The 25,697-nt window shown below is 37.9% G+C and carries 28 protein-coding genes; 11 read left to right on the plus strand and 17 right to left on the minus strand.

Annotated features, from left to right (window positions below):
- Positions 1-72 precede the first annotated feature (72 nt).
- On the plus strand, positions 73-723 hold the full coding sequence (locus tag IB67_RS05500; RefSeq protein ID WP_498875172.1) for a DUF7424 family protein: 651 nt from the start codon (positions 73-75) through the stop codon (positions 721-723).
- A gap of 474 nt (positions 724-1,197) precedes the next feature.
- On the plus strand, positions 1,198-1,341 hold the full coding sequence (locus tag IB67_RS05505; RefSeq protein WP_498875173.1) for a hypothetical protein: 144 nt from the start codon (positions 1,198-1,200) through the stop codon (positions 1,339-1,341).
- A gap of 55 nt (positions 1,342-1,396) precedes the next feature.
- On the opposite strand, the gene istB is transcribed toward IB67_RS05505, so the two are convergent.
- Both istB and istA read right to left on the minus strand, forming a co-directional pair.
- Positions 1,397-2,161 (minus strand): IS21-like element ISCbe3 family helper ATPase IstB, encoded by a 765-nt coding sequence (gene istB / locus IB67_RS05510; RefSeq protein WP_014451263.1) that lies wholly within the window; start codon positions 2,159-2,161, stop codon positions 1,397-1,399.
- A 20-nt stretch (positions 2,162-2,181) separates the two neighbouring features.
- Complete coding sequence (istA, locus tag IB67_RS05515) at positions 2,182-3,384, minus strand: IS21 family transposase (RefSeq protein ID WP_290853041.1); 1,203 nt, start codon at positions 3,382-3,384, stop codon at positions 2,182-2,184.
- Between the two features lie 155 nt (positions 3,385-3,539).
- On the opposite strand from istA, the gene IB67_RS05520 reads away from it, so the two are divergent.
- The gene (locus IB67_RS05520) at positions 3,540-4,031 is read left to right on the plus strand and encodes a winged helix-turn-helix domain-containing protein (RefSeq protein WP_498875174.1); all 492 of its coding nucleotides are present in this window, start codon (positions 3,540-3,542) and stop codon (positions 4,029-4,031) included.
- Between the two features lie 106 nt (positions 4,032-4,137).
- Positions 4,138-4,374 (plus strand): restriction endonuclease, encoded by a 237-nt coding sequence (locus tag IB67_RS05525; RefSeq protein ID WP_363357916.1) that lies wholly within the window; start codon positions 4,138-4,140, stop codon positions 4,372-4,374.
- 92 nt (positions 4,375-4,466) lie between these two features.
- On the opposite strand, the gene IB67_RS05530 is transcribed toward IB67_RS05525, so the two are convergent.
- The 5 genes from IB67_RS05530 to IB67_RS05550 all read right to left on the minus strand — a co-directional run bounded on the left by IB67_RS05530 (position 4,467) and on the right by IB67_RS05550 (position 8,629).
- The gene (locus IB67_RS05530; protein WP_498875175.1) at positions 4,467-4,706 is read right to left on the minus strand and encodes a thioredoxin family protein; all 240 of its coding nucleotides are present in this window, start codon (positions 4,704-4,706) and stop codon (positions 4,467-4,469) included.
- A 32-nt stretch (positions 4,707-4,738) separates the two neighbouring features.
- Positions 4,739-5,839 (minus strand): permease, encoded by a 1,101-nt coding sequence (locus IB67_RS05535; protein WP_072760618.1) that lies wholly within the window; start codon positions 5,837-5,839, stop codon positions 4,739-4,741.
- A gap of 1 nt (position 5,840) precedes the next feature.
- Entirely contained in the window at positions 5,841-6,134 is a 294-nt protein-coding gene (locus tag IB67_RS05540; RefSeq protein ID WP_072760616.1) for an ArsR/SmtB family transcription factor, read from the minus strand.
- A 145-nt stretch (positions 6,135-6,279) separates the two neighbouring features.
- A complete protein-coding gene (locus IB67_RS05545) occupies positions 6,280-7,335 on the minus strand; it encodes a SpoIIE family protein phosphatase (RefSeq protein ID WP_072760614.1) in 1,056 nt (351 codons plus the stop codon).
- Between the two features lie 13 nt (positions 7,336-7,348).
- The gene (locus IB67_RS05550) at positions 7,349-8,629 is read right to left on the minus strand and encodes a S41 family peptidase (protein ID WP_072760612.1); all 1,281 of its coding nucleotides are present in this window, start codon (positions 8,627-8,629) and stop codon (positions 7,349-7,351) included.
- A 139-nt stretch (positions 8,630-8,768) separates the two neighbouring features.
- Here IB67_RS05550 and IB67_RS05555 point away from each other — a divergent pair, with 139 nt between their 5' ends.
- Together IB67_RS05555 and IB67_RS05560 are read left to right on the plus strand one after the other, a co-directional pair.
- Positions 8,769-9,395, plus strand: a complete 627-nt coding sequence (locus tag IB67_RS05555; protein ID WP_072760610.1) for a phosphatase PAP2 family protein — start codon at positions 8,769-8,771, stop codon at positions 9,393-9,395.
- Positions 9,396-9,419: 24 nt separating this feature from the next.
- A complete protein-coding gene (locus tag IB67_RS05560; protein ID WP_084634427.1) occupies positions 9,420-10,394 on the plus strand; it encodes an alpha/beta hydrolase in 975 nt (324 codons plus the stop codon).
- Positions 10,395-10,409: 15 nt separating this feature from the next.
- Here the strand turns inward: IB67_RS05560 and IB67_RS05565 are convergent, their stop codons facing one another.
- The 8 genes from IB67_RS05565 to IB67_RS05600 all read right to left on the minus strand — a co-directional run bounded on the left by IB67_RS05565 (position 10,410) and on the right by IB67_RS05600 (position 16,851).
- Complete coding sequence (locus tag IB67_RS05565) at positions 10,410-10,547, minus strand: hypothetical protein (RefSeq protein ID WP_178137764.1); 138 nt, start codon at positions 10,545-10,547, stop codon at positions 10,410-10,412.
- Positions 10,548-10,669: 122 nt separating this feature from the next.
- Positions 10,670-12,025 (minus strand): NCS2 family permease, encoded by a 1,356-nt coding sequence (locus IB67_RS05570; protein ID WP_072760608.1) that lies wholly within the window; start codon positions 12,023-12,025, stop codon positions 10,670-10,672.
- A gap of 60 nt (positions 12,026-12,085) precedes the next feature.
- Positions 12,086-12,319: a hypothetical protein gene (locus IB67_RS05575; protein WP_072760606.1), complete on the minus strand. Its 234-nt coding sequence runs from the start codon at positions 12,317-12,319 to the stop codon at positions 12,086-12,088.
- Positions 12,320-13,450: a DegT/DnrJ/EryC1/StrS family aminotransferase gene (locus tag IB67_RS05580; RefSeq protein WP_072760604.1), complete on the minus strand. Its 1,131-nt coding sequence runs from the start codon at positions 13,448-13,450 to the stop codon at positions 12,320-12,322. It lies immediately after the preceding gene.
- Between the two features lie 13 nt (positions 13,451-13,463).
- On the minus strand, positions 13,464-14,648 hold the full coding sequence (locus IB67_RS05585; protein ID WP_143145316.1) for a hypothetical protein: 1,185 nt from the start codon (positions 14,646-14,648) through the stop codon (positions 13,464-13,466).
- Positions 14,649-14,661: 13 nt separating this feature from the next.
- A complete protein-coding gene (gene radC, locus IB67_RS05590; RefSeq protein ID WP_072760599.1) occupies positions 14,662-15,324 on the minus strand; it encodes a RadC family protein in 663 nt (220 codons plus the stop codon).
- Complete coding sequence (locus tag IB67_RS05595; RefSeq protein WP_072760597.1) at positions 15,284-15,904, minus strand: Maf family protein; 621 nt, start codon at positions 15,902-15,904, stop codon at positions 15,284-15,286. Before IB67_RS05595 ends, radC begins: the two co-directional genes overlap by 41 nt.
- A gap of 17 nt (positions 15,905-15,921) precedes the next feature.
- Entirely contained in the window at positions 15,922-16,851 is a 930-nt protein-coding gene (locus IB67_RS05600) for a ribonuclease (RefSeq protein ID WP_072760595.1), read from the minus strand.
- 274 nt (positions 16,852-17,125) lie between these two features.
- On the opposite strand from IB67_RS05600, the gene IB67_RS05605 reads away from it, so the two are divergent.
- Both IB67_RS05605 and IB67_RS05610 read left to right on the plus strand, forming a co-directional pair.
- Positions 17,126-18,472 (plus strand): GGDEF domain-containing protein, encoded by a 1,347-nt coding sequence (locus tag IB67_RS05605; RefSeq protein WP_498875176.1) that lies wholly within the window; start codon positions 17,126-17,128, stop codon positions 18,470-18,472.
- Positions 18,469-18,651, plus strand: a complete 183-nt coding sequence (locus IB67_RS05610) for a GGDEF domain-containing protein (RefSeq protein ID WP_498875177.1) — start codon at positions 18,469-18,471, stop codon at positions 18,649-18,651. The genes IB67_RS05605 and IB67_RS05610 overlap by 4 nt, the downstream gene beginning before the upstream one ends.
- Before the next feature lie 45 nt (positions 18,652-18,696).
- On the opposite strand, the gene IB67_RS05615 is transcribed toward IB67_RS05610, so the two are convergent.
- Together IB67_RS05615 and IB67_RS05620 are read right to left on the minus strand one after the other, a co-directional pair.
- A complete protein-coding gene (locus IB67_RS05615; RefSeq protein ID WP_072760591.1) occupies positions 18,697-19,302 on the minus strand; it encodes an MBL fold metallo-hydrolase in 606 nt (201 codons plus the stop codon).
- A gap of 53 nt (positions 19,303-19,355) precedes the next feature.
- Complete coding sequence (locus IB67_RS05620) at positions 19,356-20,492, minus strand: CD0519/CD1768 family membrane protein (protein ID WP_072760589.1); 1,137 nt, start codon at positions 20,490-20,492, stop codon at positions 19,356-19,358.
- 258 nt (positions 20,493-20,750) lie between these two features.
- Between IB67_RS05620 and rnr the strand changes: the two genes are divergently transcribed.
- From rnr to ispD, 3 genes are read left to right on the plus strand one after another with little or no spacing between them, the layout of a single operon-like run.
- On the plus strand, positions 20,751-23,003 hold the full coding sequence (rnr, locus tag IB67_RS05625) for a ribonuclease R (RefSeq protein WP_245789614.1): 2,253 nt from the start codon (positions 20,751-20,753) through the stop codon (positions 23,001-23,003).
- Complete coding sequence (ligA, locus tag IB67_RS05630; RefSeq protein WP_072759715.1) at positions 22,957-24,969, plus strand: NAD-dependent DNA ligase LigA; 2,013 nt, start codon at positions 22,957-22,959, stop codon at positions 24,967-24,969. Before rnr ends, ligA begins: the two co-directional genes overlap by 47 nt.
- Positions 24,959-25,678, plus strand: coding sequence for a 2-C-methyl-D-erythritol 4-phosphate cytidylyltransferase (gene ispD / locus IB67_RS05635; RefSeq protein ID WP_072759717.1), 720 nt, complete (start codon positions 24,959-24,961; stop codon positions 25,676-25,678). Before ligA ends, ispD begins: the two co-directional genes overlap by 11 nt.
- Positions 25,679-25,697 lie beyond the last annotated feature (19 nt).

The raw sequence follows: 25,697 nt of genomic DNA on the forward strand, positions 1-25,697 counted from the left end.
ATTGGGTGGTGTTGGAATCTTCACAACACCTAATTTGGTATATCTTAAGATGCTTAGGAGGTGGCGTAGTTTATGAAGAAAAAGTTTGTGAGTGTCCTTCTTGGAATCTTGGGTCTTGTGGTTATTCTTGTTCTCTCAAGTTGCCGGTTTGATGTCTCTGCCGAAATTTACCTGCGGGATATCTATGACTACGTGACGGGTGCTGCAAAAGATTTCTCCGGATACGGTATCTTCAATGCAGAGTTAGACAGAGAATATTATGATACTTATGAAAGTTCGGTGACTCAAATAGCAAAGAAGTATTTTTCAAACCTCGGTAACGTTCGATATGAAAACTCGGGGTATACCGCAGATATAGAAATAACAACAAACCCAAAACATATCTTTTACTTCACCGTCCAAAAAGATGGTACACTGGCACTCTTTTTTAACAACGAAAAATTCGATGCGTTGAACAAAGAATTAGAACAATTCAAGGAAAGTTACATGACATATAGTTTAAGCCGAGAACAGATGTCAATAACACTGACTTTTGTAAATGATTTGAAAAAACCTATCAAAGTGGTAGTTGCTGGAGCGGTGTATGTAAACAACGAACCTTGTCCATTCTCGCAAGAGTTTACATTAAAAACAAGAGAAAAGTTGAAAATTACCTTTACAGACGTTCTTAGAGATTACCTAACAAAACGAGGAAGCACGCCTATATTGAAAATATACTGGTGAGGACCTCATTAAATAAAATTGATAGTGTTAACTTATAGTGATGAAAGAGTGTAAGTGTGAAAGAACGCGTTTGATATTACCATTCTGCGTTTTCCAAAGATGCTTCACTACACAAAAACCATATGAGCGTTTTTGAATAAACTGGTGAAATCACATTTGGGGAAAGAAGGTTTTGAGTTGCTCATCTTGTGGAACCTGCTTTGTCAAGAGTTGGTTGAGGGTGCCCCTTATTTAAAGAATAATGTGGTTTTTGGAAAGTTTCAATACTTTTAGTTAACATTATCGATGATTCAAGAGTGACTCTTTGAACCCAATTCTCCTAATGAGATATGGGAAGTAACAGATAAAGGAAGAGAATATTATCTACAAAATGTTGAAAAGCTGAGGAGTAACAATAGCGTGAGACGAACTTTAGACTAGTGCTAACTCATGTGCTGAAACTATCAACATTGAGTATTTTCAGGAGGCGATATGTTGGCAGGCAGCAAAGATAAGAGCAAGGGTGTGGAAGTTGCGTTTGAGATTCTGGAAGAAGAAATCGACATCGCAATTAACGAGCTCAGTGAGAGAATTGCTCAATTATCTAAACAGCAAGAGTTTGATAAGGCAAAAGTGTAAATGTCAATATCAAAATGAACAAAAAATCGAAAATAAAAATGTACAAAAAATAAACTTAGTTTTGCTGGTTTGTGTTGCTAAAATATACTGTTTTTGACTGCAATCTGTATGAAGGACCTTTTATGAAAATCACGTAAGAATGATGGAGTAGCCTATCCAAAATTGCATTTGCTATCGTCGCTCCACCAAATATCTCTCCCCACTCTGAAAATACAACATTAGTTGTTATTATTGTGCTGCTCTTCTCATATCTGCTTGATATCAGCTGGAAAAATAAATTCGCTCCATCATTGTCTATAGGCAAATAACCTATCTCATCTATTATTAAAACTTTGTATTTCGAAAAATGCTTAAGTCTGTACTCTAATCTGTTCTCTAACAGTGCTTTTTTTAGCTGAGCTATTAACTCTTGAAAATGTATAAAATATGTTGAATACCTTCGTTTTGCACACTCTATACCTATTGCTGTGGCTAGATGCGTTTTCCCTACCCCTGGTGTTCCGACAAATAGTATATTTTCATTACCCTCTAAAAATCTCAAACTCATTAAGTCCATTATCTGTTGCTTGTTTATACTTGGCTGAAATGAAAAATCAAAATCTTCTATACCTTTTATAAATGGGAAATTTGCCACCCTCACACATCCTAATATCGCCCTTTCTTCTTTGGCTTTTATCTCTAAATTACTAAGTTCATATAATGCATCTGTCATACTCTTTTCTCCGCTTGCCACTAAATCTAAGTATTTGTCAAGGTTATTCTTTATGTTGTGAAGACCTAACTCTTCTAAGTTGTTAAGTAGTTTCACATAGTTGCTCATTTTTAGATTTTCTCCTTTCTTTAGTTTTTCAACAGATTATCAAATTTCTTTAGGTTCTCCTCACATATCTTGTTAAGCTCTTCTTTTTGACCAACTCTCATTAGCATTAGCTGTTTGTAATCTTCATCGTGATAATTGATACTTTTTTCATCAATAACATGTATCCTTAACAGGTTTGTGTTATAATAAATATAAATTTTGTTTTCCACCTCCTTTACTTGGACTGTTTTTCCTATGTATTCGGGTGGAACAGAGTATTTACTTCCCTTGTAGTAAATCAGAGAGTCCTTTTGGACTTTAACTGACTTGTAGGAATTTAGGTAACTCTCTATTAACCTTTTGTCTGGCAAGGGTTGTAAATACTCTTTTTCTTTTTGAAACAGAAGAGCAGGTGGGACTTGAGTTGTTTGATTTGGCTGCATACTGACCTTTGCGTTTATCTCTTTTATTATCCTTACTAAGTCCTCTTCTGTTTCAAATTCACCCTGATATGGCAGTATCCAATATATAAACTTGTTTGCTGCTTCAACTTTTCCTTTTGTGTACGAATGTCTTGGTTTGCACAGTTTCACTTCAAACCCAAAGTCTTTTGCAAAACTTTTAAATCTTGAATTTACTTTAATTTTCTCACCTGTTATATCAACAACTGCTGCTGCATTGTCAAATAAAATCTCTTTAGGTACTCCGCCTATATCTTTGAATATTCTTATTAGACTTTCTATTAATTCTTCTTGAGTTTTTGTCCTGTTTATCTCAAAGCAGCAATATCTTGAATAACCTAATTTAAAATCAAGAACATTAATAACAAACTCCTCTCCATTTCTTGAGACAAGCTTTATATTCTCTTTCCAATCAACTTGCGCTTGCTCACCTGGATCTGTCTCAAATCTTGGGTGACCTTTTACTTTCTTCTCTGGCTTTAATCCTTTTTTCTTAACATACTTATTGAAATTTGAGTATGTTCCTATTGTCTCATCTTTTGATTTTAAATACTCATAAACACCCTTGACTGTAACTCCTTTGATAGCAAGCTTTGATTTTATCTCATCATAGTATTTGTCCAATTTACTTGGTTTATTTCTATTCTTAGGTTTTCCTTCATAACCCTCATAATACTTTTTTACTGTTCTTCTGTCTATCCCATATATTCTTGCAAGTTCTGAAAAGTTAGGTTTCATTTTCATCGCCCTTATCATGTTTAAATGTGCTGTTAAGTTCTGCATTTGATATCCCTCCTCACTATGAGAAAGGATATCATATCAATGTACAATTTTGTACATCCTTATATTCCACTTTCAGTACATTTTTATTTTATCATTAACAGGCAAAAGCACTTATTGATGTGGGGCGAAAGGTAAAAGAATACAAAGAAAAAGTAATGGCACTTAAGAGAGAATGGAGAGAGATTTTTGAACAGGAAGAGATTGGGAATGAGACTTCTGAAACAAGCATTCAAAAAAGCGATGATGGGCTTTTCAATTCAGAATCAGTAGAACTTGGCATGAAAAAAGCCAAAGAAAGACTAAAAAAAGGGTTGAGGACACCAGAAGAGGAATATATTATTCCAATATTAGAATCCCTAATAGAACTTGGCGGAAAAGCAAAAATAGGACAGGTTCTCAAACGAGTCTATGAGAAAATGAAAGTGAAACTAACATGGTACGATATGCAGAAACTACCCAGCTCAGGGGATATACGTTGGGAAAATACTGCACGGTGGGTGAGATTTTATTTGGTAAGACAAGGGTTTTTATCTAAGGATTCTCCAAGAGGAGTTTGGGAAATTACAGACAAAGGAAGAGAATACTATAGACTAAGAACTAATCAAAGCGAGAAAATATTCCTGGGAGAAGAAAATCAAGATGTCTAAGTGTGAATTTCCAAGATTCTTTTTCTTGGCATAAAAAGTTATTTATGAGGCAATATCTTAAATCAAGAATAACTCAATCACTTAAAAAACTGTCTTCTGGTGTAAAATAAAAAGCTTTGTTGGCGCACTTCATGGCAAGGGTGCAAGAAAGGGTATATTCATCACAACCGCATCGTTTACCAAAGAAGCTCTGCAATATGCTGAAAATATAAAGGACATAAAAGTCGTTCTTATCGATGGTGACAAGTTGCTTGATTATATGATTAAATACAACCTCGGAGTGCGTGTGGATAGTGTTATTGAGATTAAAAAGATTGATTCGGACTATTTTGAAGAGGAGTAAAGGTTGAGAGATTTAAATAAGCTTGAAGATATGTGGAACAATAAAAGAGGCTGAGCGAAAAATTGTCCCGCTCAGCTTTTTTATACAATGTCTTATTTACTTAGCAATGCTTTTGCCTCGTCCAACGTTGGTATCTTCCCACTCAATACTACTTTTCCATCAATTGCCACTGCTGGGGTTGCTGCAACTCCTCTTGAAATTATTTCGTTGATGTCTTGGACTTTCTCAACTACTGCGTTGATTCCAAGTTCTTGAATCGCAGTTTCAATAATCTTGAGCGTCTGTTTGCACTTTGGACATCCTGAACCGAGTACTTCTACCTTCTTTGCCATGCAATAATCCCTCCTATGCTTGTTTAGTAGGTTTATCCAATAAGACCATAGATCATTCCAAATATTGTTGAGAAAAGAACAACCAAGCCGAAGTATGTAAATGCTTTCTTTTTTCCAAGAAGCTTTGTTATGACTATCATGCTTGGCAAACTTAGAGAGTTTCCTGCCATGAGCAATGCAAGTGTCGGTCCTTTTGCCATTCCAAGTTGTGTCAATGCTTGCACTATCGGCACTTCTGTAAGCGTTGCAAAGTACATTAACGCACCTATGATGGAAGCAACGAATGTTGAGAATATGTTGTTCTTGCCAAGTAAGAAGACCACTACATTCTGTGGAAGTAGTTTTGTTATGATTCCTGCTAAGAATACACCTACAAATAGGTATGGAAGTATCTTCTTAGCAAAATCCCACGTCTCAGCAATCCAAGATCTTGTTTCGTCTCTTTCAAATCCGAAAAGTGCCATCCCAAATACTGATAAGCCAAGTACGCCGAGTCCAGCATTTTTAATTGTTGGGTTTATTTTGAGCCCGCTGAGTACAAGGAAAAAGAGTTGCAACAGAAAAAATGTCAGTGCTTTTGCATTACTTGTGTTTGTCTCAGCTGTTTGTACAAATCCACCACTACCTTTTTCTTTGTAAATCAGCTCCATAATTAAACCTATGAGTATCGCTGCACTTAATGTTGCTATCATCCTTGCAATTCCAAGGTCCCAGCCAAGGATTCTTGCTGTTAGAAATATCGCTGCGATGTTGATAGCGGGTCCTGCGAAAAGGAATGTTGCTGCTGGACCGATTCCTGCTCCTTTCTTATATATGCCACCAAAAAGCGGGAGGATTGTACAAGAGCAAACCGCAAGTATTGCCCCGCTGATAGCTGCAATTGGGTAGGATATTATTCTTTTGGCATCAGGACCGAGAAGTTTCAGTATGGCATCTTTTTTGAGCATGACGGAAATTGTGCCAGCGATGAAGAATGCAGGGACTAAACAAAGTAGAACGTGTTCGCGGGCGTATTCGTTGAGCATAACAAAACCGTTTAAGATGCTGTCCTTAACAGCGGGTGCATCGAATGGGACAAAATAGAATACGAAGAATACGGCTAAGATTAGAAAGAATAATTTTAGTTCGCTCACCTTATTTCACCTCTGCATTAATATATTTGTCTATTAAATCCAGAAATTCTTTCAAAAATCTGTTGTCCGAAAGTTTGTAAAAGACCATGTTACCTTTCTTTTCTGTTTCGACCAGTCCACTTAGTCTCATCATGGACAGGTGTTGAGATAGGTTTGGTTGACTAATACCGATGCGTGGTAACATTTCACACACGCAGAGTTTTTCGTTATCTTTTAACATCATAAGTATTTGCAATCTTATCGGGTGTGCGATCACTTTTAATGTCTCTGCATACTTCTCTAAGTTCTCTACCATGCTTCCACTCCTTTCAAGCATAAAGTGTAATTTCTGTATTTAGTATATAAGAATATTCTAATATTTTCAAGTGACTTTTTTAACTTTCAAACAAAAAACAAAGGGCATTGAAAAATGCCCTCTGCTATGCGTTGTAGACAAATGGTTATTGTTTGATTAGTATCATTGTTATGTCGTCTTCTTGTAAGCCAGAAGCCCTAAGTGAGAGTGTTTTTAAATATATGCTTGTTGTATTATCTTCAGGCGCGAGTGTGCTGATTAGTCCTTCTGTTCCCAGCATACCAGTTTTTGTTTTCATTTCTGTAAGTCCATCTGTATAAAGGAGCAGATTGCCGTCTGAAAGCTTATGGCGATTAATAATCGATTCATCGTACTCATCACTTAACCCCCATCCAACTGGAACAACATTCTTCGTTTTAACAACCTTTTTTTGTGTTATGTTAACTGGAGATGGATGTCCCATGTTTATAAAGGTAAATTCATCTTCCTTAAGCTGTCCGAATATCGATGTTAAGTATACTCCCTGCAATTTGAATCTTTTCAGTTCATTCTCTAACAAGTATGGAAGCGCATTTAAAGGAGGGTCGAAGGCAATGACAGAGTCGAGAGAAATCCTAATCAGCATACTCACAAGCGCAGCGGCTACTCCATGACCGCTGATGTCGATGATTCCAATCCATGGTGGGTTGTAGTAAATCATGTCTCCACCAAGTCCTGTTGACGGGCGGTAGAAGAATTCTATCTTGTCGTTACTTTCAGGTACGAACCCTTCTTGAATGGTTATAGCGAGTGACATGTCAGCATCCAATTTCTCGGCATCTGTAAATAGTTCTACAGCTCCAAGTATTTCATTACCGTTTTTGATAGGTAGACCGAATACAGAAAAAGGCCTCCTTTTACCTGATTTTGTCAACCCATATACCGCAAAAGGTACTTCGACTGGAATACCATTCTTGATAGCTTGGTATAATGGGCAAAGGTCGGTTGAACAGACGGGAATGCCTGTTCTATCAACATGATTAAGCACTTGTTCAGCGCATTTCCTTCCTATGACTTCTTCTGAGTCATATCCTGTTAGACTTGTCGCTTGTCCGTTCCAGAAGACAATCTTTCTATTTTTGTCAACAACGTATGCGGAAATTTCGAGTGCTTGTAAAAAGTCCAAAACGTTCGTTCTTGAAAGATATTCCGATAGTTCCATAAATGCCACCTTCTTATTCTTCTTTGGTAGTTTCTAACATGTCAATAAAGTTTTTCAACCATTCAAAGTAGCGATTTTCATCGATCAGTTCTTCTATGGCCACATCTGGTCCGTCACCTATAACAAAGTCAATATTGGTATTGTATTCGACTCTGCCTTGAGGCATTACTATGTATGTGCGAGTATTGGGGAGTATTTTCCAAAATTCATCTGTATAGTAAACGCCTTTGTTGATACTTTCAGGAATATTCCAAGCGATGAAATTTCCAAGTTGGTGCTGATTCAGAACTGTTATGAGCGTCTTTTGTGGCTGGTAGAAACAAGAGTTGTTGACAAGAAAATAAACTTTTGCATCTATTCTATGGTCGTCTGGTTCTATTGGAATTTGTTTCTTTTCGATTTCCTTGTTTCTAAATCTGCCCGTGTATTTCGGATACAGTGCCGTTGGACTTGTAATTAGTTTTGATATTATAATCGTCGGTATTGTGCTGTCGCCGTCGTTTGCATATCTTAAGTCGAAGATTACATTCGTTGCGTCATTTAGTTCACCAAATGCTTCAAGCAAACTTGTCATTTGCTTCTTATCAAAGATCTCGAAGCTGAGTATTTTTAGAATTGCATAATCCTTTATCTTGTAAATCTTGACATTCTCGACGTCTTTTTTTATTTCAGTGTCCCATCTTTTCTTGTCCATTGCTTTGATGTACGCTGTTCTTTGTACACTGGAGTTAGGAAGATAATATGTGATGTGAATAGTTGAGCCATCAATTATGCTGGGATAAGCATACAGTAATTTATCGACAAAAGCATATTCTCTTTCAAATTCATCAAGTGTGGGGAATAAATCTCTGTATTTCTCAATTATGTCTTTTATTTGGTATCCGTTCATTGTAAGTATTCTTGAACCAACAGGAATTTCGCATTTGCTTTTGTAGACTATAACGTCTCCATCAATAAGTTTGAAGCTCATCGGGAGAACTTTGTCCGTTGATTTTAATTGAATTTCTATTCTTGTAATTCCGTCGTTTAGTTTTGACAGGATTGGTTCAAGTTTGAGTGCGAATTCATAAGTACTCAATCTTTCGGTGATTTCTACATTCTCAAAAACAATCTCATCTCTTTTCACCGGATTCCATAAATCAACGTGTCTGTCTCTTAGGTATTCTTTCGCAACTCCTACGTCAACGAGTAACGCAAACGGTGAGTATCTATAATGTTCATATATGTAAAATCCAAAAAGACCAATTATGACAATGGCTATAATAAAGATAACTGTAAAATTGAACCATTTCATAGCACCACCCCTTACATTTATACTGAGCCGCCATTCACATAATAATTATACCACTCTTTTTTAAGAACTATGTTCGGTCAGTAATAGTTGACTTAAGAGGTTCAGGGGCTATAATAATCTTTAGGAGGGGTGATTGATAATGTTGAAAAGGTCTTTAGCTATGTTCTTATTGTTACTGATTCCTTTTATAAGTTTTGGAGCTGATTATTTGGATGAATTAGTAATGGACGTACATAACTTGTCAAAGGTAATTGTTCCTGTTTTCTGTGTTCCGCTTCCATCCTTTTTGTTAGATGAACCTGTAAATAGGGGGGTGTCAAGATCGAATTTATTTGATTTTCTTAACGACTTGAATCTTGTTCATTTCACTGCGATTGCGGTTGTGAGTGCAGCCGTTGCGTATCCATTCGATGAATATACAGCATTCACAGTGATAGAGAGTTTCTTGACTACCGCTGTTTTTGTTGGATTAGTAAAGTTTGTTGTTGGAAGAGGACGCCCGTACGCTGAAAACAACCCTTTCATTTTTAAACCGTTCTCTCTCACTGAGGGTTACCAATCATTCCCATCTGGTCACAGTGCTTTGAGTTGGTCTATTTTTACGCCAATTGCAAAGCGTTTCGGAGATGTGTGGTATTCAATACCTCTGGTTTTCTCGGCGCAAAGATTGTGGTCCAATAATCATTGGTTGTCGGATGTTATGTTCGGCAGCTCGACTGGATATTATATAGCCGATGTCTTTTATTCAACAAAAAGTCCCGAATAATTTAGAAAATTGGGGGTGCAAGTAGTGTACATTTATGAGTACGATAAGAATTTGCCTTTTAATCTTAAGGTCGAAAAAGAGGACGAGAAATACGTACTTCTAAGTTTCGACACGGTCTATGAACCAGATATTCCAGAGTCAAGCAGAGTATATGTCTACAGATATAGCGCAGAAAATCCTTGGATGAGACTGATATTCTTGCATGGAATTGGGAATGGACATATTCCATATCTCATGTGGTTTGCAGAGAATTTTGCACAAAAAGGCATAGAGACGTATTTTCTTATACAACCCTACCACATGCAGCGCACAAAGCAGGAGTGGAACGGAGGAGAGCCTTTCTTCCATCATTCACCGGCACATTGTATTGTACGCTTCCACCAAGCGATCAAGGATGTGAGAAGGACGATAGACCTTTTAGAGTCAGGACTCATTCAAGGCGTAAGTAATGATTTGCCATTGGGAATTATGGGGTTCAGCTTTGGTGGGATGATAGCGACAATGAGCCTTGCACTCGATAGCAGATTGGATATCGGTGTGCTTGCTTTCACAGGTGGTGACTGGCGCTGGATTAATTGGTATTCTCCGTATGTTGAGCCAGTAAGGGAAGGATACAAGAAATTCAGCAATGAGTGGGGATGCAAAGATGAACCAAAATGTATAGAGCTAAGGTCAAGCAGTAGGCGGAAAGTTCATTCACTAAAGGAACTGAACGATATATTCACGCTAACCCCAACGTGTTTCCATTATGACCCTCTATCGTACGCAAAATTTGTCAAACAACCCGTTTTAATGTTCTCGGGTGTTTTTGACAAGGTTATACCAAAACAAGCATCAAATGGGCTTTACAGACTATTACCAAATGCAACAAAAATAACTGTGCCATCAGGACACAAATCATCTTATCTATTCAGACGTTTTATCGCAGGAAAGAGCCTCAAATTTTTCAAAAAACAGGCTCAGCGAATATACAAAAAAGCTAATCAGAATGCGGTTTAGAATGCATCAAACATATCATGGATATCCTTTAAGTCTTAACCCAAGCAGAAACCATAGCTTTGAGAGGATGATTACAACAACAATTAAAATAATTAAAACGGATACTAAAATTGCTCCGTTTCGATAACCCATTTTGTTGTTTCTCTTTCTCATATTTCCCTATCCCCCAAGTTCTTGGTGTTTCAGCCCCCTACTTTGTATTATACCATGTTGAAATAGAACAAGAAAAACAAGCCCCGGAGAAATCTCCGGGGCTTTGCTGTTAACTGTCTGTTTCATTCTCTGAAGAATGTTAAGTAAGCGACAAACAGTGCTGCAAGAATCCACGTGAACCAGTGGATTTCTTTTCTCTTGCCTGATAATGCTTTGACTATTGGGTATGTTATTATTCCGAGCGCTATACCGTTAGCAATAGAATATGTGAAGGGTATCATGGTGAGCGTCACAAACGCAGGGACTGCATCTGTTACGTCATCCCATTTTATCGACATCAAGCTCTTGACCATGAGAACGCCGACGAATATAAGCGCTGGTGCTGTTGCTGCTGCTGGTATTGTGAGAGCAAGTGGTGAGAAGAAGAGCATTGCAAGCATGAGTAATGCAACTACGACCGCTGTAAGACCTGTTCTTCCACCAACTGCAATACCTGTACTGCTCTCGATGTATGTTGTAACAGTGGATGTTCCAAACAATGCACCTGCAACTGTTCCTATCGCGTCTGCCAAGTATGCCCTGTTTGCTCTTTCCATTTCTCCGTTCTTCTTTGTAAAGCCTGTACCTTCAGCAAGACCTGTCAATGTACCAAGTGTATCGAAGAAGTCTACAAAAAAGAACGTGCCGACAACTATCCAGAATGTTGCTGATAGCAACGTCTCGGGGTTGAACTGTATTTTGAAGAAAGTTGGGGATATATCTGGTATTTTGCCTATTATCCCTTGGTAGTGTGTTACATTGAAAACTGGCATTGCACCAATGACTGTTGTGAGGATTATTCCTAAGAGTATTGACCCAGGAACGTTGAGTGCAAAAAGAACGACAGTTATGAAGAAGCCTATTACAGCGAGTAGTGTGTCTGGCTTGTTAAGATGTCCGAGTGTTACGGCTGTTATTGGGTCTGGCATGACGATACCTGCGTTCTTGAGTCCGATTAGTGCTATGAACAATCCTATACCTGCACCAGTTGCAGCCTTAACAGGTTGTGGGACAGCTTTTGCCACGAAATTCCTTGCACCGGTAATTGTGAGTATCACAAAGATTAAACCCTCGATAAATACTGCCGTTAATGCAAGCTGCCATGGAATACCAAGTTTGAGACAAACTGTATATGTAAAGTATGCATTTAGTCCCATACCCGGTGCAAGTGCGAACGGATAGTTTGCAAAAAGTCCCATAATAAGTGTTGCAATAGCACCGCCAACGATCGTAGCAACCATGAAAGCGCCGTAGTAGCTGTTGTAAAGTGCTTGGTCGAGAATCTTACCAGTTTGGTCAAATATGCCTGGTACTGCTTGCACAAGTATAGACGGGTTAACGAAGACAATGTAAGCAAGCGTTAGGAAGGTTGTTATACCCGCGATGATCTCAGTACGTACACTAGAACCTTGTTCGGTTATCTTGAAATACCTGTCCATACACTCTTCCCCCCACGTAAGGTTTTTTGTATGCCGGTTTTTCCGGATACTTTGTATTATTTACTTAAGTTTTATCTTTGTCTTGTTTTCAAATTCTACAACAGAGCCATCGACTATTATATGGTCTATATCCGTACCTTCAACCATTTGTATTATCGCGTCTTCCAAGTCCTTTTTTTCTTTGTTGAGTTCTTTTATAGTATCTCTAACTCTCAGATATCTCCTGACGAAATTTTCGAGTGTTTGAAGAAATTGTTCGTTTTGTGCTTGTTTTTCGTTCTGAAGCTCTGCCATTTAAATCACCTCGCTGATTTTCTCTACAATTGTTGCTATTTCCTCATCGGTAAGCTCAGGGAATATTGGGAGTGCGAGCGTCGTTTTAGATAGTCTTTCTGAAACAGGAAAATCACCTTCTTTGTATCCGTACTCTGCAAAGCACTTTTGCAAATGTAGTGGTAGTGGATAGTAAAGAGCTGTTCCAATATCGTTCTTCGTTAGGTACTCTTTTACTCTGTCTCTTGTCTGTTCATCTTCGAATTCGACAACGTATTGGTGGTAAACGTGTGATCTGTAACCTTTTTCTTCGACTTTCGGATACTTCAGCGGTAGTCTCTTCTCTTCAAATAGTCTCTGGTATTCTTTTGCGATGTTTATTCTTCTCTCTGTCCATTCATCAAGATACTTCAATTTAACTGAAAGTATTGCAGCATGAAGAGAGTCAAGTCTTGAATTGTATCCAACCATTTCATGAAAATACTTCTTCTTTGAGCCGTGCTGTCTCAACATTTTCGCTCTTTCTGCAAGTGTATCGTCGTTCGTAACTATTGCACCAGCATCACCGTATGCACCAAGGTTTTTGGTTGGAAAGAATGAAAAAATACCAATATTTCCGAATGTGCCTGACTTTTTAATGATATTATCAGTTTTTCCTTCGCTTCCTATAGATTGCGCAGCATCCTCTAATATTTTAACACCATATTTGACTTTTAGGAAGTGGAGTTTTTCAAAATCCACAGTTCTACCGAAAAGGTGAACTGGAATTACGGCTTTAGCGTTTTCTTTTCTTATTGCGTGTTCTACCTGTTCAAGGTCTATATTGTACGTTTCGGGATCAACGTCGACGAAAACAGGTACACCTCCGTTTCGAACAATGCATGATGCTGTTGCGAAGAATGTATATGGAGTAGTAACAACTTTGTCGCCCTTTTCTATGCCGAGAGCGTGGAGCGCTATTACGAGCGCATCACTTCCATTTGCAACTCCAATAGCATGCTTCACATCCAAATATTCTGCAAGTTCTTTTTCAAAGTTTTCCACTGCCGGTCCAAGTATGACTCTTCCATCAGAAAGGACGCTGTCAACTGTTCTGAGCACTTCTTCGCGGAGCTTGTTGTACTGTCTTGTTAAGTCAAAAAGTGGTATCATTTTGAGTCCTCCTTTATTTTGAATAATTTATTTTACAGTGCTCTTCGGAAAAGACCAAGCGAACGAATTCGAATTTGCGATATCTAACATAGATATCATAACCCGGATTTTTTGTGACGAATTCTATAATGGAGATTTTTTCTTCGACAGGTTCAAAGTCGCTCGGCAGGGCTATAAACTGCTCAATTCCCATTTTAGACTGCTTAAGATGTTTCTTGTATATTTTATAATCCCCTACTTGCTTTTCAAATGCGTTTATATACTGTTCTGCGATGGTTTTGTTTCCCTCATTGAGGTAGACAAGTCCCAAGAAGAGCTTTCCTTCAGGTGTTTTTTCGAATGGTTTCACTGCTCCAAAGTCTATTTTATAACCTGCCAAGTATCTTCTTGCTTCTATCGCAATTCTGCCAAAGGGACACCAATCGGGGGCTGAAATTGTTTCACCCCGTAAATATGATTTGTGAGCATTAAGACATGTATGGTTTTGAATTGGGAGATCCTTTGTTCTATCAATATATACAAACAACAGCATTATTAAAGATGCAAATACCTTTTCTCTCACAGCGGAAATAGCAGCTTCTTCAGAGTAAGTGTCTTTAAAAAGCTCAAAAATAAGATGCCAGAAATAAGACCTCTTAGACAATATTGACAGTATCTTTTCTATTCCATCAGCGGTACCTTTAATAATCTCTCGCTCAAGTATGAGAAGTAACGGATAAATTGAATCAGGATATGACTTCAAAAAGAGTGCGAGCTCTTGGGATACATCTTCTCCGCTGTATAAATTTGAAAGGATTTTATTATACTGAGCTTCTATTCCCTGAGCTTGTGTGAAAGAATCTTTTGCGCCTTTTACATTTCCCTCGAGCAGTTTTACCAGACCTTCAAATATTAGTTTATGGTTCATGTTTGTGGTTTTCGCGGAAAATATTCTCAGTGCTTTTATAACATCCTCAATACTTGCATCGTAGTCTTGAAGGTTGATATTGTACAGAGTAAGGCTTTCTTCAGGAACTATGTGAGAACTCTTTACAACACTTTCCTTGAGTCTTTTCATTGTTGACTCATCGACGGTAGAACTTTTTGAAGTTTCTTGCTTTTTATCTTTCAAAAGGCCTTTTTTCTTGAGATCTTTTTCCAATTCTTCTTTCAACTTCATTATGTTCTTTAATTTATCTTCCTCATTAGAACCGTACATATTTGTCATCTCCCTATTTGTCTTTTATTCTCGAGATAATACTAATATATCCAGTTCCGATAACTACATGATCATGGACAGTAATTCCTATTATTTTTCCGGCTTCTATAAGTTTCTTTGTTATCTCTATGTCATCTGTACTTGGTGTAGGGTCGCCAGACGGGTGATTGTGAGCAACGATTATTCCAGGCGCATTCTTTGTTAAGGCTTCCCTGAATATATCTCTTGGATGAGCTATAGATGTGTTTATTGTCCCCTTGGATATGTCCTTTGAACCTATCAATCTTAATTTTGAGTCAACAAACAACACTCTTACCACTTCTTGTTCAAAAGACTGCATATCAATGCAGTATTTGTAAACATCTTCTGGTGATTTCAAAGAAACGAAGGATTCTTTGTATTCTTCTTTGACAAGTCGTTTTGATATTTCAAGTGCCGAAAGTAATGTCACTATTTTTACATCGCCAAGTCCTTTTATTTCCCTTAACTCATCAATCGTCGCTTTTGAAAGTTTGTAAAGACTCCTATCGTATCTATCGAATATCTCTCTTGAAAGCGCGATAACATCTTTTTCTTTCGTGCCTGTTCTTAACAAGATAGCAATGAGTTCTTCAGTTGTCAAATTTTGAGCCCCGTCATTTAATAGCCTCTCCCTCGGACCATTTTCGAGTTGCATAACGTTTGATTACCCCCCTGTCGAACAGAAGTTTCCAAAGCTTTGGTAAAGGTAGTCCGACAACGTTAGTGTAATCCCCCTCTATTCTTTCGACAAGAACGCCTCCAAGTTCCTGAATACCATAAGCCCCGGCTTTGTCTAAAGGCTCTCCGGTGGATACATAAAAATCTATCTCTTCGTCTTCAAGCTCTCTGAACTTTACACTTGTTTCCTCGTAAAAACTGAATTCTTCGTTATCTATTTTAACACAGACACCGGTAAAAACTTTGTGCCATTTTCCAGAAAGCTCTCTGAGAATTTCTTTTGCGTTACTACTGTCTCTTGGCTTTCCAAAAATTCTGCCATCCATCCACACTATCGTATCTGCTGTAATAATTACATCAATGTCCTCGCGGTTTATAGTGTTATCACATATCTTTTGCAACTTATCTTTTGCAATTTTTATAACAACGGCTTCAGGAGTTTTGTATAGAGTTTCGTCTACTTTTTCATCGATTTGTGGTGCCAAAATCTGAAATGGAAGTTTAAAGTGCGAAAAGAGCTCGATCCTTCTTGGAGATGATGTACCAAGTATTATCATTTCTTGCCCCCTTTACTTTATATTCCCAATTCATACCATATATTCTTTATATTGTCAGCGTAATCTTTGAATCTGTCTTGTGAGCAGACTACACCTCCTAATTCTTTTGCAAGTCCTATGATCAGCTCATCAGCAGGTGAGTGGTAGTATACTCTTTTGTACTCGAAGTACTTTGTGCGGAATTTGTATTTTGCATTCTCATCAAAGACAATGAAGAAAGGAAAATATGTTTGATTGAGTCTTGCTATGTATTCGAGTAGCGAATCTATTTTCTCCGGAAACTTCAATTTTGGTGACATCAGTACATTGTTGCCATCAATTACAATCGGAATTGCGGTGCTCTTACTTATAAGAATCTTCCAAACATATGGGTGAAGTTTTTGCCTTAAATTTTCTTTTTCGATAGGAGTGAGATATTCTACAAAGTCGCGGACCCACAGATACTCTTCAAGGTTTTCTGGCCTTATTTTGAGCACGGTGCTTTTGATCTCTTTCAAAAATGTATCCCTTTCAACGCTCTCCAAAGCATATAGTTGGAGAAAATTTTCAACTCCCATTTTCTTTGCTTTTTCACGTTTTTGTTGAACAAAAGATCTATAATTAGATATTTTCTCATTAGGAAAAGGATAACTTGAAGGTTTTGACCAGAATAGTATTTCGAAAAGAACGTACCTCGATATTCTACTCTTTTCAAATTCTGCAATTTTTACTTCGAGATTTTCGCGAATATTCAGTAGACTATCAATTAGGAATGAAAAAATTAAAGGATTGATTTTTTTCAATCCTACCTTGTCTGGATGTTCTAAATTCTTAATAAGCACTTCTAACTTTTCTTTTTCTATCTTTTTATAGTTTCTGAGAATGTCCAGTATAACTTTTCTTTTTATCTCAAGGGAATGTAACCTTTGAAGATACTGTTGATCATATATATCTGGTAAATTGCTCAAAGTTCCAAACCTCCACTCTTGTCTCTTGCCTCACTTATATATTATATCATTTTTCTCTCTTTATTAAGAATTTCAGAATATTTTCTAAATTCCAACGGAAGTTTTGTCTGTGCTTTGCAAAAGCTTCAGTTCTTGAAAAGTGTTTCCGTAGCAGGGTTTTCGACATTCAATATTAGGTATTCGCTATTATCTGAACGAAATGATATAAATCGATGTCTAAAGTACCGTCAGGTATACCGCGTGAATAATGAAAATATGAGAAGAGGTCTATGATATGAAGATAAGAACAAAACTTTTTGATGTGCTTTTTGTCATTAGCGTTTTTACCGTTCTAATCGCTGTATCTTCATTCGTGACTCTCGAGATTTTTCATAAAATGAATTCAGAAAAAAGATATCTTAATACTTTATCTTCTTACTTTACGTCGAACTTAAAATATGCACTCTCGGTTTTTGAAAAGAGTTTGATGAATGCTGTCAGTGATGTCGATTTCTATTCTTTGGCAATGGACGATGAAAACATGAGCACAAGTACCAGAGCGAAATTGGAAAAGCAGATTAGTTCCTTTAAATCATACTTTCCATACGCAGAAATGTTCCAGGTAAGGTATGTTGAAAAAACGATTTTTTCTTATGGGACTGATAAGGTATCTAACGTGGATGACACTATTTTTTACCGTAGCAAAGCGTTTATCCTACTTAATAACAGCCTATACTTAGTTAGAAATTACAAACCTAATGAGGATGTAGAGGTGCTTTCTCTAATTAACTTTAGTAGATTTGTAAGAGACTTTTTCACAAACATAGTTTCAGATGATAATAGAGGAATTATGTTTAGCTTGGGGAACATGAATATTTTCTCTTTCAAGAAAGGAACAGAGACCACAACCAATGATAGTTTCATTTTTTCTGATGAGAGAATGCTTTATGATGTAAAAATATTCGCTGTGGTGTCAATCGATATGGTGTACAAGTCAATTCGTCCAATCTTAATTTTTGGAGCATTGTTATTGGCTGCACTATTTTTGATTGTTCTTATACTTTCCCGTCAACTGAGCAAAAAATTGTCTCTGTCTTTTGAAATTGTTTCAAGAGAAATCCGTGAGCACAGCAGAACGAGTTTTAAAGAAATTAAGAACTATGACAAATACAAAGATGAACTGAAAGGGTTCATAACTTCCTACAACGAAATCGGTCAAGAGCACGATAATTACGTTAAAGAAACAGATAGAATTGTAGAAGAGAAAACAGCGCAAATATATGAACAAAACGAGCTCTTAATGGAAATTTCTACAACAGACGCACTCACAGGGCTTCACAACCGAAGGCATTTTGATGAAAGTTTTCCCAAAGATTTCAACATTGCAAGAAGGGAAGGTTTTTATATAAACTTTGCAATAGTGGATATAGATAACTTCAAAGAAATAAACGATAAATATGGACATTTGTGCGGTGATGCGTGTTTAAGAGCTTTGGCAGTGATGATAAGGAAGTGTTTCCAGAGATCGTCAGATGAATTTGAAAGATTTGGAGGAGAGGAATTTACCATTTACAACGTATCTAAAGAATCCGATGACTTTGCGAAACACTTAAACTTATTTAGAGACGAAGTTGCCAAATGAAAGTAAGATGTGAAAAAGACAACAGTAGTTTTGTTGATGTAAGCTTCACGATTAGTATTGGAGCAGTGAGCTTTGTTCCACAATATACGGATACATTTGAAAAAATAATAGATAAGGCGGATACCAACCTATACATTGCGAAACGAACAGGGAAAAATAGGGTAATTTTACTGGCATGAACTTGCCTAAGGATATATGAAAAGGATAACGAGTGAGTAGCCTGGTTATTTAAAAAATGGATTTATTTCGAATAGTCTTTTGATCGTCACCATTTCTCCATGACCAGGGCAGATGTACCAATCCTGTGGGAGTGTTTTTAGAAACTTTCTGAGCGAATATATCGTCTTCTTCATCTCTTCTCTCATTTTAACTTTATCATGCTCATCAATATATAGGTCCACTCTCCCTATAGAGTTTGAAAAAACTACATCACCTGTAAAAATCACACCGTCAAAGAGTATAATTCGAGAACCATTAGTATGGCCCGGTGCGAAGAGTGTGTTGAAGTATTCGTCTACGTTATACCAATTTACATCTAAGCTAAATGGTTCATCAAAAAGGACAGAAAGATTAACTGATGGGTCGGATAGTGCTTTACTGTCTTCAGGCGAAATGTAAATTCGTTCGTGTTTTAGCTCAGAAAGTCCAGCTATGTGGTCGTAATGGCCATGTGTTAGTATAACGTCGCATTTTACTCCGCCGAGGTATTTTCCCACCCCTATCCCTGGGTCAACTACATACGTTATGTCATCAATTGTAAAGACATATGTGTTCGTTTCAAACTCACCGGATGTCTTGTATACTTTTAACTCAGAAATGGACAATTTCATTACTACACCCCCACAGATTCTTCAGGCACTAAAATAATATGTATATTGAGATCTCAAAAGAATAAATTGTACAGTACATTAGCGCTGAAACCAGCAACAATACCACCTATTGTATGCGAAAGAATTGCCTTACTTGTTAAATATCTGTATCCAAGAGCATCCATCATACCAACATGGGTGCTCAAGTATCCGCTCCACGTCATGCCTATTGCTGTAAAGACGGCAATGTCACTTGGTTTAATAAGTCCGTGTTCTAAAAAGCGTGGAACCAGAGCTAACGCAGCTCCAGTGGAGCCAAGACACGTTATTGGAAATGCCAGAAGCTGAGAACTGTCAAAACCAAAAAGTACTTTGAATGGAAGAAAAACTATTCGGCCAAATTTGTCAAAGATAGCGATGCCTTCGTATGCTAATCCTTGATACCCCGCAGTTGGATCCTTTGGCCCAAAGGTTAACATCATGACAACTGTACTTATTACTATGACTCCTGGTATGATTCCAAGTCCTATGTCAACCCCTGTTTTTCCCCCATCGAGCATGGCTTCAAGAAATCTCTCAAACCAGTTACCTTCGCGTACATTTCTAAAATGCGGGTTTGTGTGTTCAACTTCTTTGTGTACACTTCCAAGTTTCTTTTTAGTCCATACAGAGAACAACCTTACACTTACGATGCTTCCAATAACCGTAGCAATGTTTCCAATGATTACTGCTGGAACTAAATTCATTCCCACGCGTCCACCTTGAGCTATGAAGAACGTTGAGACTATCATACCCATCCCAAATGCTGTACCGAGGTTGCACAACAAAGGTTCCTGCCATTTTTCAAAATGGTTTATGTAAGATTTATCCTTTGCAAGCGCTATTATTGCCGGATTATCCGAAAAATACGTCGAAAGTATTCCCATTGCAGCTATACCAGGGAGTCCGTAAAGCGGTCTCATTAATTTATCCAGTAGTAAGTGTATCCAGTGAACTATGCCAAATTCGTTAAGTAAGCCTGCGAACGCACCGGTGAGCACAGCCACTGCCATTATAAAGAATACAGTGTTTAGCAACAAATCGTGAGCTGTTGCCATCAGTGTCTTGAAGAAATTTGCACTTCCCATAGAGCCTATAAAAAGCCAGAAGAACAAAATAAGTACGGCTAAGAAAACAAAACTTTCAGAGGAAAAAATCTTTTTCGTCTGCACAAGGCTTCCTCCCTTTATAGTTCTTTGTCTAAATTGTCCAAAGAAAGTTTATCATCAGCATAAATGGGCGTCAAATTCTCTGAAAATGTAAAATAACTCGTATCAAAGACGAAAAATGCTCTATCGATTCGAATGTTGTCGAAATTAATTATTACTTAGGTATGGTATAATATTTATTGAGATAGAAATAAGGGAGGGCTATACGTGCCTAAGAAAAACGAGTTGAAAAAATTTTTTAAGTCTGAAGAATACACCCCAATGACATTTAAAGAACTGTGCAGATACTTTGGGTTAAACGATGATAAAGAAAAACAGTTGTTGAAAGAACAATTGGAAGAGCTTACTGAGAGTGGATTTATTTTTAAGCGAGACGACGGAAGATATGCAATCACGAAGGGAAATCTCTTTACTGGTACAATAGAATTTACGAGAAGTGGTAATTTAACATTTGTCTTAACAGACGACGGGCAAGAGATAGCGGTTCCTATTGAAAAAACAAATCTTGCAATGCACAAAGACAAGGTTCAAGTGCAGATTGTTGGCAAGTGGTACGAGCTACCCGAAGGTAGAGTCGTACGCATATTGGAACGTGGAATAAAACAGTTTGTCGGTGTTTTTCAGACACGCGGGCAATTTTCATTTGTGATACCGGATGATCCAAAACTTCCATACGAATTTGCTGTACCTGTTGAAGAAATCAACGGCGCAAAGCCTGGAATGAAGGTTGTTGCAGAGATTACCCGCTATCCTTCAGTTAAAAGGTCGCCTGAGGCAAAAATAATTGAGGTGCTTGGAAAGGTCGAAGACCCAGCTACTGATTTTCCAACTGTTGTTGTGAAACACAATTTGCCAGTGCAATTCCCTGAAGAAGTTTTAAAGGAAGTTGCCGAGTTGCCGGATAACGTAAGACCAGAAGATATCGAGGGCAGATGGGATTTCAGAGATGAAATTATAGTCACAATCGACGGACCTGACGCTAAAGATTTCGACGACGCTGTGCAAGTAAAAAAACTTCCTAATGGAAATTATTTGCTGGGCGTACATATTGCAGATGTTGCTCATTATGTAAAGCCAGGAACTGCACTCGACCAAGAAGCCTATAATCGTGCAACGAGCGTGTATTTAGCTGATAGAGTAATACCAATGCTCCCGTTCAAGCTTTCAAACGGACTGTGTAGTCTTGTGCAAGGTGAAGATAGGCTGGTAATGTCTTTGCTTATGGAAATCGATAGAGATGGTGACGTTGTGAACTACAAAGTCGGAAACGGCGTGATTAGAAGTTACAGAAGATTAGTATACGACGACGTGAACGCATTTTTGGAAGATAAACCAGAAGGCGATAAATTGAAAGACCTTGCAGAGCATATATATCTCATGAAAGAGTTGAAAGATGTGCTTAGAGAAAACAGAAGGCGCAGAGGAGCTATTCTCGACATAGAAGGGGACGAAGTAAAGATTGTTCTCGACGAACAGGGTCATGCGGTTGACATAGTCCCGAGAAAACGCGGAGAGTCAGAAGTCATTATCGAAGAATTCATGATTAAAGCTAATGAGACGGTGGCTGAAATATTCCACAATGCAGATATTCCGTTTCTATATCGTATCCACGAGGAGCCTGATTTTGACACGCTTTTGCAATTAAAGAATTATCTTAGTGCCATAGGTATAAAGATGAAACTGCCACAAAGGGTGCATCCAAGAGTTCTGCAAGAATTACTCGAGAAGACGAAAGACCATCCACTGAGAAGTAGTATTCAAAGACTCTTAGTTCGCTCTATGAAACGTGCCGTGTATTCTCCGGGCAACGTTGGACATTTTGGACTTGCGTCTGAAGCGTACACTCATTTTACGTCTCCTATAAGACGTTATCCAGACTTAATTGTACACAGATTATTGAAGCTGTACTTGGAAAAAGGTGGAGCTATACAGAAAAAGGAAATGAAGAAGTTAGAAAAATACCTTGCAAAAGCAGCCGTCCACTGCAGTAAACGTGAACGCGTTGCCGACGAAGCAGAATGGGATTACGATGCCTTGAAGAAGATAGACTATATATCCAAACGTATAGGTGAAATATACGATGTCGTTGTGACCTCAGTGACAAAATTTGGGATGTTCGTTGAGATTCCAGATAAATACATCTCAGGTTTGATTCACGTGTCGACACTTGATGATTATTACTACTACGACGATGTTAAAAGTATGCTTGTGGGTAAGCATACTGGAACTGTTTATAGGATCGGCGATATGCTAAAAGCTAAGGTAGTTCGAGCTGATAAAATCAGAATGGAGATAAATTTTGAGATACCTACAGATGAAGAATTGAGAATGCTTGAAAGTAATGCCAAAAGCAATAGAGGTAAAAAGAGCGAACAAATTGAAAAGAAAGGTAAGAAAAGCAAGAAGAAGGTGAAAACAGAAGATGTTGAGCAAACCTATGAATTAAGGGAAAAGAGTGGTGTAAAGAATGGTTCCCGAAAAGATAAGAGAAGAAGTAGAAAAGCTAAGAAATGAAATCGAGTACCACAACTATCGTTATTACGTTCTTGCAAGCCCTGTAATAACAGATGAAGAATATGACAAACTGATGAAAAGACTGATAGAGCTTGAGGAAAAGTATCCTGAATTAAGAACCCCTGACTCGCCAACGCAAAGAGTCGGGGGTCAGCTTTTGGAAGGCTTCGAAACAGTTGAACACAGCGAACCAATGTTGAGTTTAGATAATACTTACAACGAAGCTGAGATGCTTAACTTCCATGAACGTGTAAGAAAATCTGTTGGTGATGTCGAATACGTTGCTGAACTTAAAATAGATGGTGTGTCAGTGGCTTTAAGGTATGAGAAAGGAATCTTAATGAAAGCTATTACAAGAGGCGATGGACTCAGAGGAGATGACATTACCGCCAATGTGAAGACAATTAAATCAATCCCTCTCAAATTGCCCGAACCGATAGATATTGAGGTGCGCGGTGAAATATACATGCCGGTTAGTTACTTTGAGGAATACAATCAGCAGAGAGAGGAAAATGGTTTGCCAGCATTTGCGAATCCAAGAAACGCCACGGCAGGTACTCTCCACCTCTTGGACCCAAGCGAAGTTGCTCAGAGAAAGCTCGATTCTTTCATTTATTTTGTTGTGAAGCCAAACTTATATAACCTAAGAACTCATTGGGAGGCTCTTGAATTCTTAAAGAGGCTCCATTTTAAAGTCAACCCTCACAATAGATTGTGCAATTCAATAGAAGAGGTTATCGCTTATTGGCAGGAATGGGCTGCTAAAAGGCATGAATTGGAATACTGGGTAGATGGTGTGGTAATCAAGGTCAATGATTTTCAAAAACAGAATGAGCTTGGCTGGACTGCAAAAGCACCAAGGTGGGCAATTGCATTTAAGTTCCCAGCACAGCAAGCAAGAACAAAACTATTGGGCGTTACATACCAAGTTGGGAGAACAGGTGTAATAACGCCGGTTGCTGAATTTGAGCCAACTGAATTAGAAGGAACGGTTATTAAACGTGCGTCGTTACACAATTTTGATTACATCCAAGAAAAAGACATACGTATCGGTGATTATGTACTTATTGAAAAAGCTGGCGGAATAATTCCTCAAGTTGTTCAAGTTATCGCTGATTTGCGAACCGGTTCCGAAATACCAGTAGCGCCACCTGAAACATGTCCAGTATGTGGAGGTCCCGTTGGTAAAGAGTCAGGTGAGTATGTTGCTTACAAATGTCTTAATCCTCACTGCAGTGCAAAATTGAAAAGGCATCTTGAGGTCTTTGTCTCAAGAGAGGCTTTAAATATCCAAGGACTCGGTCCAAAGATTATTTCGAAGATAGTCGACGCCGGTTTAGTCAAGGACATAGCAGATTTGTTTTACCTTACGATATTTGACCTTTCGCAAATCAGTGGGCTTGGTCCTAAGATGATATCGAATATTCTAAGCGAAATAGAGAGGGCTAAAGATACCTCTCTTGAAAGGTTGATCGTTGGGCTTGGTATACCGGATGTTGGAGAGAAAACAGCAAAAGTCATAGCAAAGAAGTTTAGGAATCTCGATGAACTTGTGAATGCTTCGATTGACGAACTTTTACAAATAGAGGGAATTGGAGAAGATATCGCTGAGAGTATCGTAACATACTTTGCAGCACCAAAGACGCGGGAAATAATTGAAAAGCTGAAATGTGCAAACGTAAATTTGGAGAGCAAGATAACCGAAGAAGAGAATATACTCGACGGACTTACAATATGTGTTACTGGTACGCTCCGCAACTTTTCAAGAGAGGAAATTAAAAAGTACATCGAATCCTTAGGTGGACATTTCACAGATAACATATCAAAGAAGACTGATTATCTTGTGGTTGGTGAAAACCCTGGTAGTAAGTTACAGAAAGCACAGAAATTTGGCGTGAAAATCATAAACGAAGAGGAATTTTTAAAACTCGTGCAAGAAAGGAAAGAGAGAGAAAATGTCAAATAGTGAAAAAATTAAAGATACCAAAGTCTTTGCATTGCTCATGTTTGGTGGAATAGGCTCGCGTTTTGGATGGGAGAAGCCCAAACAATTTTATAAAATAAGTAATCGAACGATTGTTGAGTATTTAGTTGACAAGTTTGTAAATCTGGAACTCTTTGATAGAATAGTAGTTGTCTCGCCTGAAAAGTATATTGAAGAAACCAAAAAAGAGTTGGAGAATTTCAAAGATAAGGTTTACATCATTCCAGGTGGTGATACGAGAGAGCATTCCGTGTGGAATGGTGTAAGTTTTTTAGGAACGTTTGCAAAAGAAGATGATATCGTTTTGATTCACGATGGTGCGAGACCATTAGTTAGTAAAGAAATAATTAGTCATAACATAGAATATGCTAAAAAATTTGGCGCTGTTGTAACTGCTATTAATGCTACTGATACTGTGGGCTATTCTGAAGACGGTGTTAAGATTGACGAGATTGTCCCGAGAAGCAAGATCTTCCTGCATCAAACTCCTCAAACTTTTAAGCATAAAATCATTAAGTCCTCCATGGAGAGTGAAATAGAAAACCTTCATCTTTTTTCAGATGATGCTTCCATTGTACTTGCAAACGGATATGAAATTTATTATGTTCAGGGAAGCAGGTTGAATTTTAAGATTACAAGCCAAGAAGATATAGCACTTGTGAAGCTTTTTATTGAGAATAGAATATATTGATAAAATAAGCGTGGGTAAA

This window comes from Fervidobacterium riparium, assembly GCF_025370035.1.
GTDB classification, from domain to species: Bacteria; Thermotogota; Thermotogae; order Thermotogales; family Fervidobacteriaceae; genus Fervidobacterium; species Fervidobacterium gondwanense.

What these genes read in the sequence shown, in the direction of transcription:
- IB67_RS05500 (WP_498875172.1), top strand. Translation starts at nt 73, where the DNA reads ATGAAGAAAAAGTTTGTGAGTGTCCTTCTTGGAATCTTGGGTCTTGTG.
- istB (WP_014451263.1), bottom strand. Translation starts at nt 2,161, where the DNA reads ATGAGCAACTATGTGAAACTACTTAACAACTTAGAAGAGTTAGGTCTT.
- istA (WP_290853041.1), bottom strand. Translation starts at nt 3,384, where the DNA reads ATGCAGAACTTAACAGCACATTTAAACATGATAAGGGCGATGAAAATG.
- IB67_RS05520 (WP_498875174.1), top strand. Translation starts at nt 3,540, where the DNA reads ATGGCACTTAAGAGAGAATGGAGAGAGATTTTTGAACAGGAAGAGATT.
- IB67_RS05530 (WP_498875175.1), bottom strand. Translation starts at nt 4,706, where the DNA reads ATGGCAAAGAAGGTAGAAGTACTCGGTTCAGGATGTCCAAAGTGCAAA.
- IB67_RS05540 (WP_072760616.1), bottom strand. Translation starts at nt 6,134, where the DNA reads ATGGTAGAGAACTTAGAGAAGTATGCAGAGACATTAAAAGTGATCGCA.
- IB67_RS05545 (WP_072760614.1), bottom strand. Translation starts at nt 7,335, where the DNA reads ATGGAACTATCGGAATATCTTTCAAGAACGAACGTTTTGGACTTTTTA.
- IB67_RS05550 (WP_072760612.1), bottom strand. Translation starts at nt 8,629, where the DNA reads ATGAAATGGTTCAATTTTACAGTTATCTTTATTATAGCCATTGTCATA.
- IB67_RS05555 (WP_072760610.1), top strand. Translation starts at nt 8,769, where the DNA reads ATGTTGAAAAGGTCTTTAGCTATGTTCTTATTGTTACTGATTCCTTTT.
- IB67_RS05565 (WP_178137764.1), bottom strand. Translation starts at nt 10,547, where the DNA reads ATGAGAAAGAGAAACAACAAAATGGGTTATCGAAACGGAGCAATTTTA.
- IB67_RS05570 (WP_072760608.1), bottom strand. Translation starts at nt 12,025, where the DNA reads ATGGACAGGTATTTCAAGATAACCGAACAAGGTTCTAGTGTACGTACT.
- IB67_RS05575 (WP_072760606.1), bottom strand. Translation starts at nt 12,319, where the DNA reads ATGGCAGAGCTTCAGAACGAAAAACAAGCACAAAACGAACAATTTCTT.
- IB67_RS05580 (WP_072760604.1), bottom strand. Translation starts at nt 13,450, where the DNA reads ATGATACCACTTTTTGACTTAACAAGACAGTACAACAAGCTCCGCGAA.
- IB67_RS05585 (WP_143145316.1), bottom strand. Translation starts at nt 14,648, where the DNA reads ATGTACGGTTCTAATGAGGAAGATAAATTAAAGAACATAATGAAGTTG.
- radC (WP_072760599.1), bottom strand. Translation starts at nt 15,324, where the DNA reads ATGCAACTCGAAAATGGTCCGAGGGAGAGGCTATTAAATGACGGGGCT.
- IB67_RS05595 (WP_072760597.1), bottom strand. Translation starts at nt 15,904, where the DNA reads ATGATAATACTTGGTACATCATCTCCAAGAAGGATCGAGCTCTTTTCG.
- IB67_RS05605 (WP_498875176.1), top strand. Translation starts at nt 17,126, where the DNA reads ATGAAGATAAGAACAAAACTTTTTGATGTGCTTTTTGTCATTAGCGTT.
- IB67_RS05610 (WP_498875177.1), top strand. Translation starts at nt 18,469, where the DNA reads ATGAAAGTAAGATGTGAAAAAGACAACAGTAGTTTTGTTGATGTAAGC.
- IB67_RS05615 (WP_072760591.1), bottom strand. Translation starts at nt 19,302, where the DNA reads ATGAAATTGTCCATTTCTGAGTTAAAAGTATACAAGACATCCGGTGAG.
- rnr (WP_245789614.1), top strand. Translation starts at nt 20,751, where the DNA reads ATGACATTTAAAGAACTGTGCAGATACTTTGGGTTAAACGATGATAAA.
- ligA (WP_072759715.1), top strand. Translation starts at nt 22,957, where the DNA reads ATGGTTCCCGAAAAGATAAGAGAAGAAGTAGAAAAGCTAAGAAATGAA.
- ispD (WP_072759717.1), top strand. Translation starts at nt 24,959, where the DNA reads ATGTCAAATAGTGAAAAAATTAAAGATACCAAAGTCTTTGCATTGCTC.